This is a genomic window from Microbacterium sp. SA156 (genome assembly GCF_049065455.1).
Taxonomy (GTDB): Bacteria; Actinomycetota; Actinomycetes; order Actinomycetales; family Microbacteriaceae; genus Microbacterium; species Microbacterium barkeri.
Genome location: NZ_JBAKGU010000010.1, coordinates 136,005 through 145,836, shown reverse-complemented (window position 1 = coordinate 145,836; position 9,832 = coordinate 136,005). Strand labels below are relative to the sequence as shown.

Here is a 9,832-nt window from a genome sequence, read left to right as displayed (position 1 = left end):
CGCACCCCCGGGTGCCGCAACCTCGCCCTCACCGCCGACCTGGATCACACCATCCCGTACGCCCAGGGCGGTGTCACGGACGTGGGCAACCTCGCCTGCCTGTGCGAGGGATGCCACCAGGACAAGCACCACACGCCCTGGCAGGTCCGGCAGCTCGGCGACGGCGTCCTGGAATGGACCAGCCCCGCCGGACACACCTACACCGAGAAGCCACCCCCACAGGCCCGCGCGGAAGCCACCCCGACCCCGCTCATCGCCGACGCCCTCGCCCGCCACCACCGCGACCGCGAGCAGGCCGAGCAGCGCGAACGCGAGCGCGAGCAGGAACAGCACCAGCGCGAACGCGAGCGCGAGCAGCGCCAGCGGGAACGCGAACAGCACCAGCGGGAGGAGGAGCAGCGCCAGAGGGAGCAGCAGGAGCAGGAGCGGGAGCGGCGACTGCACCTCGAGATCGAACAGGACATCCAGGAATGGCTCCGCCACTACTGGACAACCCCCGAATACCTCGCCCAAGCCCTCCTCGACGCCGACGACATCGCCCACAACGAAGACCTCGACCACGGCCCCGACACACCCGCACGCATCGAACCGCAACCGCAGCTCGCCACAGCAGCACACTGAACCCGGCCCGCCAGCCGCCCGCCGGTGCGGATGCGGACGTATGGCGGCGGGATGGCGCCAAGATGAACACGTCGACGACAACACGCCAGGCGCGATGTCTTCGACGGCCGTGTCGAGTCGGATGCTTTGGGGTTCCTCGTTTCGTCCGTAGGTTGCTGCGAGCTCACGACTTCGACCTATGGACGAGGCACCCGACCCGCGTCGCGCAGGGCATATATGCGGTAGCCCGAAAGCCAGGGCATGAGTACCTACGCTTTTCCTGCCACCGTCAGCAAGCTGGAAGGATGCCAGAGCCGCACTCCGACGCGTCGTTGAAGGTGGGGCGCCGCATCGCCCAGCTGCGACACGCGGCGACCCTGAGCGCGAAGAAGCTGGCGGAGTGCGCAGACCTCGATCTCACCCATCTGCAGCGGATCGAGAAGGGCGCGGGCAACCCGACGCTCTACACCCTGCTCCAGATCGCCGTCGCGCTCGAGGTGGAGGTCGGAGAGCTCCTCGTCGACCTCGACGCGGAAGACCTGCCTCAGGGCCGGCGGCCCTACGGATACTCGCGCCGTGACGAGTTCCGGCGTCAGCCCCGAACGTGGGGCTGACCGACCGCGCGCGTCAGAGACAGAACCGCCACAGGTATTCGTCGTCCTCACCCGGACGGAACCAGGCGAGCGTCACGAGCGTCGACGCGAGGGCGCGCTCGCACAGGCAGAGCTCGCAGATCTCCTCCGGCAGCACGAGTCCCCAGTGCTCGCTGGATGGCGGCGTCACATCGTCGTGCACGAACGCCCGCACGAAGTCGGCCGGCTCGCGCGATGCATTGAGCACGCGCGGATGGGCGGGGTCCGCTCGGTCTACGCGCCAGGGCACGCGATACGGGGGATCGAACCGTCGTGAGGGGAGCGGCGTGAGCATGCCGTGACGCTACGAGCGGCCTCGGACGAGCACGCGCGAGGGACGGCGGGCTGTCCACACCCGAAGGCGGGCACGCCGTCGTATCGACGGCTGTGCACGCGGCGTCGGCTACGGACGCTCGTCGCTCACGTCGCGCTCGTCGCTCGTGTCGACGTCCGCGGCCGGAGTGCCCGCGACATCCGCGTCGTCACGCCGCCCGCGCGGCAGGGCGCGTCCGACGGTATCGCGCCCGAGTCGCGCGACGCCGCGGCCGACGGCTCCGACGCCCGAGCCCATCGAGCCCGCCGCCGCGCGCAGCGAAGCGCCTGCCGTCTGGATCCCTCGCAGAGCGACGCTCTCGATCCGCTCCGCTCCCGGCTTGGGGGCGAGCCAGTCCGGAAGCCGCTCCGGGGCCGGGCCGAACGCCTTGCGCGACGCGGCGACGACGCGTCGACCGAGGAGGTGGTTGCCGACACCGCCCACGGCCGCGCCGACGCCGAACGGCAGCGCCTTGCCGACGACACTCGCGCCCCCGCGCACCGCGAACTGGTGGATGAACGCGGTCTTGAGACGGTCGACGATCGGCGCGAGAGCCGCGCGGGGGAGCGTCTTCGTGATGAGGTCGCCCCAGTGCGCCGACAGCGACGTGCCCTTGCCGACGACCTGCGCGGCGAGGTGCCGCACGAGATCGACGCCCTCCTCGCCCATCATCAGGGTGAGCACGAGCGCGCGGGCGCGATTCGGATCCTCGACGGCGAATCCGTGCAGCTCGGCAAGCGACTGGGCATAGAGGGCCGTCGCCTCGACGAACCCCACCGTCTCGACGCCCGACAGGGCGAGCGTGACGCCGGTGCCGACACCCGGGACGACGGCGGCGGCCCCGACGGCCGCCCCGCCCGACGTGACGCCCAGGAGATAGCGGCGCTCGAGCATCCGCACGATCTGAGCGGGCGTCGCCTCCGGATGCCGCAGTCGGATGGAGCGCAGGTGAGCGAGCACGAGGGGACGCTGCACGCCGAGCACCCGATCGAGCGCACGGATCGCGAACGGATGCTCCTCCGAGCCGACGGGCGGAAGCCCGCCGCTCCAGGGCGCGTCGTCCGGAAGCGAGTGGATGCGGTGAACCTTGTCGGCCATCACGCCGATGCTACCCGGCCGCCCCCTGGCGACGGTCAGAGGAGTGCCGCGTTGGCCCGCTCGAGGTCCTCGGCGAAGTCCACCTCGACGGCGTACAGGTCGGACACGTCCATCGGGAGGAGGCGCAGCCCGTCCTTGGCGATCGCGAGCTCGAGGCCGCGCTCGAAGTAGTCCTGGTCGTCGACGCGCGACAGCTGGCGCATGAAGGCGCGCTTGTCCCGCTGCGAGATGTAGTTGATGCCCACGGCCTCGCCGATGCCGCCGACGACGGTCTTCGAGAGCTCGTCGATCCAGCCCTCGGGCGTGACCGTGTACTTGACCTCCTCGTCGCTCACCTTGGCGGTGTTGACGGTCACGAAGGACTGGTCGGCCTGGATGTTGCCGATCGCGCGGTCGAGGATGCGCGGGTCGAAGACGACATCGCCGTTCATCCAGAGCACGCCGCCGCGGCCGGTCGCCGAGAGGGCGCGGAGGAGGCTCTTCGAGGTGTTGGTCTGGTCGTACCGCTCGTTGTAGACGTAGTTCGCGTCGGGGAAGCGCTCGACGATGTCCTCCGCGCGGTAGCCGACCACGGTCGTGATGCGGGCGTCGTCGCCGAAGGCCGCGCGGATGTTCTCGTGCTGCTGCTGCATGATCGAGCGTCCGTCGCTGAGAACCGTGAGGGACTTGGGCAGGACGCGGCCGAGGCGCGATCCCATGCCTGCGGCGAGGATGACGGTCTGGATGGTCATGCGTGACTCCCCTTGATCGGTTCAGTCCGGGTTCATCGAAGATTCACGACGAACTGGCTCTTTCAGGGTAGCGAAGAGGCTGTGGATGAGCGACAATGCGGTCCCCATCGGCGGCACTTTGCCAGGACTCCTCCGGGAGGTCGTGACCGGATCGTGATGACCGGGGGCTCCCGATGCGACTTGATACCGTGGGGCGGTGACCGAGGCAGAGATCCGCGAAACCGAGCCGGGGAGCCCTGCGCTGACGCTCCAGGGCGTGTCCAAGTCGTACGGCGGAACGCATGCCGTCGCCGGCATCGACCTCGAGGTACCCGCAGGCATGTACTACGGCCTCCTGGGGCCGAACGGCGCGGGGAAGACGACGACGCTGTCGATGATCTCCGGCCTGCTGCGCCCCGACCGCGGCGAGATCCGGGTGTGCGGCGTCGATCTGCGCACGCACCCGCGCGACGCGAAGAAGCGGATGGGCGTGCTCCCCGACCGTCTGCGGACGTTCGATCGGCTCACGGGCCGGCAGCTGCTGTACTACACGGGCATGCTCCGGGGAATGAAGCCCGGGGTGGTCGCGGACCGCACGGCCGACCTCGCGGGCGCGCTCGACCTCGGCGACGCGCTCGGCCGCGTGGTCTCCGACTACTCGGCCGGCATGACGAAGAAGGTGATGCTCGCGGCCGCGATGATCCACTCGCCGCAGCTCCTCGTGCTCGACGAGCCCTTCGAGGCCGTCGACCCGGCGTCTGCGGCGAAGGTGCTCGAGATCCTCGACGCGTACGTCGCGAGCGGGGGCACCGTGCTCCTCTCCAGTCACGGCATGGATCTCATCGAGAAGGTGTGCACGCGCGTGGCGGTGCTCGTCGCCGGACAGGTGCTCGAGGAGGGCACGGTCGACGAGGTCAAGGGCGACCTCACCCTCGAGCAGCGCTTCGTCGAGCTCGCCGGCGGACTCGGCGAGGTGGAGGGGCTCGAGTGGCTGCACACGTTCTCCGACTGAGGGCCGCGCTTCTCGTCGGCGCATTCCGCGAGCCGGGCCGCACGATCCCTCGGGCGATCGGCTTCCTCGCGCTCGTCATCGGCACCGCCGTCACGGCCTCGCGCGCGCTCGCGCTGCCGTCGCTTCCCGACGGCGTCGCGGCGACCGCGCTCGTGCTCTCGGCGGCAGGGCTCGTGCTCTCCTTCGCGATCGCTCCCGCGCTGACGGCGACCGTCGACCCGCTGGATCCGCGCCGGTTCCGCACGCTGGGCGCTGCGCCCGACCCGCTGGCGGCCGTCCTGCTCCTCGCGTCGCTCGTGAGCGTGCCGACGTGGCTGCTGCTCGTCTACGAGGTCGTCGCGACGACCGTCTGGACGCAGCTCGGCGCATCCGCCGGCAGCGCGATCGCGGGCGCAGTCCTCCATCTTCTTGCGTGCGTGCTCGTGGCGCGCGTCGTGATGGCGCTGCGTGCCGCTCTCGGCGGACAGGGACGGCCGGCCGACGCCGCGGGCGTGTTCGTCGTGGCACTCGTCGTCGCGAGCGTGCCGGCGACGATCGCCTCCGCCGCGGTCTGGTCGCCCGGCGCCGCACGGGCCCTCGGCCGCGTCGCGGGGCTCATCGCGGTGCTCGTGCCGGGGACGGCGCTGCCTGCCGGCGAGGCCTCGGGCAGCGGGTCGGTCGGCCTGGCCGTCGCGATCGTGGTCGTCGCCGCGCTCGCGGTCGCGTGGGTCGCGCTCGTCCGCCGCCTCCTCACGACGATCGAGCATCCCGTGGTGGCCCGCGGAGGTGCGGGACTCGGATGGTTCGCGCTGCTTCCTCGGACGGCGACCGGAGCGATCGCGGCGCGCAGCCTCGTGTACGGCCTGCGCGACAGCCGCTACCTCGCGAATCTCCTCGTCATCCCGGTCGCCGGCATCCTGCCGGTCATCCCGCTGCTCGTCGCGGGCGTCCCGATCGAGGTCGCCGCGCTCGTCCCGGTGCCGCTCATGGCTCTCTTCTACGGCTGGCTGCCGCACAACGACCTCGCGTACGACGCCTCCGCGGTGTGGCTCCACATCGCGAGCGGCGTGCGCGGCGTCGCCGACCGGGCCGGCCGGCTCGCGCCGGTCGTGCTCATCTCGGTGCCCGTCCTCGCGGTCGCGACCGCCCTCTCCATCCTCGTGAGCGGACGCGGCGACGCCCTGCTGCCGGTCGTCGGGGTCACCGCAGCGCTCCTCCTGTCGGGCTTCGGGCTCTCGAGCATCGCGTCGGTCGTCGCGCCGTACGCCGTGGCGCGGCCCGGCGACGGACCGTTCCAGCAGCCGCAGCGCACCGACTCGACGGGCGCCTGGTCGCAGGCCCTCGTGCTGCTGGGCGCGCTCGCCGCGAGCGCGCCGACCGTCTGGCTCGCGTGGCTCGCGATCGCGGACAGCAAGGTCGAGTCGGTCGCCGTGCTCTGGACGGGACTCGGCTCCGGGGCCGCCGTCCTCCTCATCGGCATCGGGATCGGCGCCGCCGTGTTCGACGTGCGCGGCACCCGCATCATGGAGTTCGCGGGCGCAACCTGACGCCGGAGCCCGCCACGGGCATCCGCCGCGCGATTAGACTGCAGGTCATGAGCACCCCGCTTGACAGTCCCGACCAGGGCGGCACGGCACTCCTCGACCGCGAGCTCGAGGAGCTCCTCCGCGAGGAGACCATCGAGCCCGGAGACCACGAGCGCTTCTCGCACTACGTCAAGAAGGACAAGATCCTCGAGTCGGCGATCACCGGCAAGCCGGTGCGCGCGCTGTGCGGGAAGAAGTGGACTCCCGGGCGCGACCCCGAGAAGTTCCCCGTGTGCCCCACGTGCAAGGAGATCTACGAGTCCATGCAGAAGTGAGACGAGCCGCCGGCGCAGAGGCCGGCGGCTCGTCTCGTCTCAGCGGTCGCCGGCGTCGGCGAACACCGTGGGGATGGCGGGATCGGACTTGCTGAGCGCGAGGGCGCGCACGGGCAGCTCCTCCCGGACGGCGAGGTGATGCGCGCGCGCCGCCTGGACGCCCTCGGGACCCTCGTATGCCGCGTGGAACGCGCCGCGATCGACGAGCGTGACCTGGAGCATGCGCCCGCCCTCGACGTCGGCCGCCGTCGGCAGCTCCTCGAACCCGTCGGCGATCTCGACGTACTCGTCGCGCGCCACGCCGTCCTCGAGGCGGCGGAACGCCCGCTTCCGACCGCCCTGGGAGCCCTTGCCCTCCGCCTTCTTCGCGACCGCGACCCATCCGCCCGACGCGTCCTGACGCGCGACGAGCTTGTAGACCATCCCCGCGGTCGGATAGCCCGACCCCGTGACGACCGAGGTGCCGACGCCGTACGCGTCGACGGGCGATGCGGCGAGAGCGGCGATGGCGTACTCGTCGAGATCGCTCGTGACGGTGATCCGCGTCTCGGTGGCGCCGAGTGCGTCGAGCTGGGCGCGCACCTCGGCTGCGACGATTGGGAGGTCGCCCGAGTCGATCCGCACGCCGCCGAGCCCGGTGCCGGCGACCGCGACCGCGCGCTCCACGCCGCGGCGGATGTCGTAGGTGTCGACGAGCAGGGTCGTGCCGCTGCCGAGGGCCGCGATCTGCGAGCGGAAGGCGTCCTCCTCGGTGTCGTGGAGGAGCGTCCACGAGTGCGCGGCGGTGCCCATGGTCGGGATGCCCCACTGGCGGCCGGCCTCGAGATTGCTCGTCGCGCCGAAGCCGGCGATGTAGGCCGCGCGCGCGGCAGCGACCGCCGACTGCTCGGCCGCCCGGCGCGAGCCCATCTCGGCGAGGGGCCGGTCGCCGGCGGCGATGCTCATCCGCGCAGCGGCCGTCGCGACGGCCGCGTCGTGATTCATCACACTCAGAGCAAGCGTCTCGAGGATGACGGCGTCGGCGAACGAGCCCTCGATCGTGAGGATGGGGGAGCCGGGGAAGTAGAGCTCGCCCTCGCGGTAGCCCGTGATGGTCCCGCCGAAGCGGTAGCTCTCGAGGTACCGCACGGTCTCCGCGCTCACGACGTGCTCGTCCCGCAGGAAGCGCAGCTCGTCCTCGCCGAAGCGGAACTCGCGCAGGAGGGAGAGGAGGCGACCCGTGCCCGCCACGACGCCGAAGCGGCGCCCGCCCGAGAGGCGCCGGGCGAAGAGCTCGAAGACGCAGTGCCGGTCGGCGGTGCCGTCGCGCAGCGCGGCGTCGAGCATGGTCAGTTCGTAGCGGTCCGTCAACAGGGCCGTGGAGGCGCTCATGGCGGTCAGCCTACCGGCGTGCGCGAGCTGCTCCGGCCCGGCGGGTACGCTGGGACATCGTGAACAACGCGCCGATCGGGATCTTCGACTCGGGCGTCGGCGGCCTCACGGTGGCCCGTGCGATCGGCGACCAGCTGCCGCGCGAGTCGATGCTGTACATCGGCGACACGCTGCACTCGCCGTACGGGCCGAAGCCGATCGCCGACGTCCGCCGCTATGCGCTCGAGGTGCTCGACACCCTCGTCGACCAGGGCGTGAAGATGCTCGTGATCGCCTGCAACACGGCGTCCGCCGCGATGCTGCGCGACGCCCGAGAGCGGTACGACGTGCCCGTCGTCGAGGTCATCGGGCCGGCCGTGCGCACGGCCATCGCGGCGACCCGCAACGGCCGGATCGGTGTGATCGGCACGGAGGGGACGATCGGCTCCGGCGCGTATCAGGACATGCTCGGCGTGAACCCCGGGGTCGAGGTGTTCACCGCCGCCTGCCCGCGCTTCGTGGAGTTCGTGGAGGCCGGCGTGACCGATTCGCCCGAGCTGCTCGCGGCCGCCGAGGAGTACCTCGCGCCGCTGCGGCGTGCGGGCGTCGACACCCTCGTGCTCGGCTGCACGCACTACCCGTTCCTCAAGGGCGCGATCAGCTACCTCATGGGCGACGGCGTCTCGCTCGTGTCGAGCGACTCCGAGACCGCGAAGGACGTCTACCGCCAGCTCGTGTCGGGCGACCTCCTCGCCGACCCGTCGGCGACGCCCGTCCACACCTACGAGGCGACCGGAGCCGACACCGAGACGTTCACGGCACTCGCCAACCGCCTGCTCGGCCGCGAGGTGCGCGATGTGCGCCTCGTGCGCACGGGCGCGATCGACCTCCCCCGATGAGAGAAGAGGACACCATGACCCAGCGCGCCGACGGCCGCACCCCCGACCAGCTGCGTCCCATCACGATCGAGCGGGGCTGGAGCAGCCAGGCCGAGGGATCGGCTCTCATCAGCTTCGGGGACACCAAGGTCCTGTGCACGGCCTCCTTCACGAACGGCGTGCCCCGGTGGCTCACCGGCCAGGGGCGCGGCTGGGTCACCGCCGAGTACGCGATGCTCCCGCGCGCCACGAACGAGCGGAACCAGCGCGAGAGCGTGAAGGGCAAGATCGGCGGGCGCACGCACGAGATCTCGCGCCTCATCGGCCGCGCGCTGCGCGCCGTGGTCGACACGAAGGCGCTCGGCGAGAACACGATCGTCATCGACTGCGACGTGCTCCAGGCCGACGGCGGCACCCGGACGGCCGCGATCACGGGCGCGTACGTCGCACTCGCGGACGCGATCGAGTGGGGGCGCGACAAGCGGTTCGTCGGGCAGAAATCGCGCGTCCTGCTCGACTCGGTCGCGGCGGTCTCGGTCGGCATCATCGACGGCGTCCCCATGCTCGACCTCCCGTACGTCGAGGACTCGCGCGCCGAGACCGACATGAACGTCGTCGTCACCGGGCGCGGTCTGTTCGTCGAAGTGCAGGGCACGGCCGAGGGCGCGCCGTTCGACAAGCGCGAGCTCGACGCGCTTCTCGAGCTGGGCGTGAACGGGTGCGCTGAGCTGCGCCGCCACCAGCTCGCTGCCCTGGGGCAGGAGGCGTGAGCCGGCGCATCGTCCTCGCGACGCACAACGCCCACAAGGTCGCGGAGTTCCAGGGCATCGTCGCCAGCACGCGACCCGACTTCGAGGTCGTCTCCTATGACGGACCCGAGCCGGTCGAGGACGGCACGACCTTCGCCGAGAACGCGCTCATCAAGGCCCGCGCGGCGGCCGCCCACACGGGGCTCCCCGCGCTCGCCGATGACTCCGGCGTGTGCGTCGACGTGCTGGGCGGCTCGCCCGGCGTGTTCTCGGCGTACTGGGCCGGGCACGCGAAGGACGACGCGGCGAACCTCGCGCTCCTGCTGGATCAGATCTCCGACATCTCCGACCCGCACCGTGGCGCGCACTACACGTCGGTGATCGCCCTCGTCACCCCCGACGGCGGCGAGCACGTCGTCGAGGGCATCTGGCCCGGGCGCATCGCCCGCGAACCGCGCGGTGCGGGCGGCTTCGGGTACGACCCCGTGTTCGTGCCGGATGGCCAGGGCGCCGACGAGCGCACGGTCGCGGAGTGGACGGCCGACGAGAAGAACGCGGCGTCGCACCGGGCCCGTGCGTTCGCGCAGCTGGGGCCGCTTCTCGCGTCGCTCTGACGTAACGAGAATCATCCCCGTTCCCGACAGCGCGCA

12 protein-coding genes are annotated in these 9,832 nt (G+C 71.6%); 8 read left to right on the top strand and 4 right to left on the bottom strand.

Translation table 11 applies throughout. The features are described from left to right. Together ACOWU6_RS11275 and ACOWU6_RS11270 are read left to right on the top strand one after the other, a co-directional pair. Positions 1-621: HNH endonuclease signature motif containing protein (locus tag ACOWU6_RS11275; protein WP_421075735.1), on the top strand; the 621-nt coding region annotated here is incomplete at its 5' end. Positions 622-905: 284 nt separating this feature from the next. After that, entirely contained in the window at positions 906-1,214 is a 309-nt protein-coding gene (locus ACOWU6_RS11270; RefSeq protein ID WP_271171613.1) for a helix-turn-helix domain-containing protein, read from the top strand. A 13-nt stretch (positions 1,215-1,227) separates the two neighbouring features. On the opposite strand, the gene ACOWU6_RS11265 is transcribed toward ACOWU6_RS11270, so the two are convergent. The 3 genes from ACOWU6_RS11265 to ACOWU6_RS11255 form a co-directional block, all read right to left on the bottom strand. Beyond that, a complete protein-coding gene (locus ACOWU6_RS11265; protein WP_324011576.1) occupies positions 1,228-1,527 on the bottom strand; it encodes a hypothetical protein in 300 nt (99 codons plus the stop codon). A 108-nt stretch (positions 1,528-1,635) separates the two neighbouring features. After that, positions 1,636-2,643: a hypothetical protein gene (locus ACOWU6_RS11260; protein WP_421075734.1), complete on the bottom strand. Its 1,008-nt coding sequence runs from the start codon at positions 2,641-2,643 to the stop codon at positions 1,636-1,638. Between the two features lie 35 nt (positions 2,644-2,678). Further along, the gene (locus tag ACOWU6_RS11255) at positions 2,679-3,374 is read right to left on the bottom strand and encodes an NTP transferase domain-containing protein (protein WP_421075733.1); all 696 of its coding nucleotides are present in this window, start codon (positions 3,372-3,374) and stop codon (positions 2,679-2,681) included. Positions 3,375-3,570: 196 nt separating this feature from the next. Between ACOWU6_RS11255 and ACOWU6_RS11250 the strand changes: the two genes are divergently transcribed. From ACOWU6_RS11250 to ACOWU6_RS11240, 3 genes are read left to right on the top strand one after another with little or no spacing between them, the layout of a single operon-like run. Continuing rightward, positions 3,571-4,365: an ABC transporter ATP-binding protein gene (locus ACOWU6_RS11250; RefSeq protein WP_271171617.1), complete on the top strand. Its 795-nt coding sequence runs from the start codon at positions 3,571-3,573 to the stop codon at positions 4,363-4,365. Further along, positions 4,341-5,891 (top strand): hypothetical protein, encoded by a 1,551-nt coding sequence (locus ACOWU6_RS11245; RefSeq protein WP_421075732.1) that lies wholly within the window; start codon positions 4,341-4,343, stop codon positions 5,889-5,891. The genes ACOWU6_RS11250 and ACOWU6_RS11245 overlap by 25 nt, the downstream gene beginning before the upstream one ends. Positions 5,892-5,938: 47 nt before the next feature. After that, a complete protein-coding gene (locus tag ACOWU6_RS11240; protein ID WP_271171619.1) occupies positions 5,939-6,205 on the top strand; it encodes a DUF3039 domain-containing protein in 267 nt (88 codons plus the stop codon). 39 nt (positions 6,206-6,244) lie between these two features. Here the strand turns inward: ACOWU6_RS11240 and ACOWU6_RS11235 are convergent, their stop codons facing one another. Next, a complete protein-coding gene (locus tag ACOWU6_RS11235) occupies positions 6,245-7,576 on the bottom strand; it encodes a nicotinate phosphoribosyltransferase (RefSeq protein WP_282977513.1) in 1,332 nt (443 codons plus the stop codon). 59 nt (positions 7,577-7,635) lie between these two features. Between ACOWU6_RS11235 and murI the strand changes: the two genes are divergently transcribed. From murI to rdgB, 3 genes are read left to right on the top strand one after another with little or no spacing between them, the layout of a single operon-like run. After that, a complete protein-coding gene (gene murI, locus ACOWU6_RS11230) occupies positions 7,636-8,454 on the top strand; it encodes a glutamate racemase (protein WP_271171621.1) in 819 nt (272 codons plus the stop codon). A gap of 14 nt (positions 8,455-8,468) precedes the next feature. After that, positions 8,469-9,203: a ribonuclease PH gene (gene rph, locus ACOWU6_RS11225; RefSeq protein ID WP_271171622.1), complete on the top strand. Its 735-nt coding sequence runs from the start codon at positions 8,469-8,471 to the stop codon at positions 9,201-9,203. Then, entirely contained in the window at positions 9,200-9,796 is a 597-nt protein-coding gene (gene rdgB / locus ACOWU6_RS11220) for an RdgB/HAM1 family non-canonical purine NTP pyrophosphatase (protein WP_421075731.1), read from the top strand. The genes rph and rdgB overlap by 4 nt, the downstream gene beginning before the upstream one ends. The last annotated feature ends 36 nt before the right edge of the window (positions 9,797-9,832 follow it).

Coding starts and splice junctions, on each gene's coding strand:
- ACOWU6_RS11270 (WP_271171613.1), top strand. CDS start 906: ATGCCAGAGCCGCACTCCGACGCGTCGTTGAAGGTGGGGCGCCGCATC.
- ACOWU6_RS11265 (WP_324011576.1), bottom strand. CDS start 1,527: ATGCTCACGCCGCTCCCCTCACGACGGTTCGATCCCCCGTATCGCGTG.
- ACOWU6_RS11260 (WP_421075734.1), bottom strand. CDS start 2,643: ATGGCCGACAAGGTTCACCGCATCCACTCGCTTCCGGACGACGCGCCC.
- ACOWU6_RS11255 (WP_421075733.1), bottom strand. CDS start 3,374: ATGACCATCCAGACCGTCATCCTCGCCGCAGGCATGGGATCGCGCCTC.
- ACOWU6_RS11240 (WP_271171619.1), top strand. CDS start 5,939: ATGAGCACCCCGCTTGACAGTCCCGACCAGGGCGGCACGGCACTCCTC.
- ACOWU6_RS11235 (WP_282977513.1), bottom strand. CDS start 7,576: ATGAGCGCCTCCACGGCCCTGTTGACGGACCGCTACGAACTGACCATG.
- rph (WP_271171622.1), top strand. CDS start 8,469: ATGACCCAGCGCGCCGACGGCCGCACCCCCGACCAGCTGCGTCCCATC.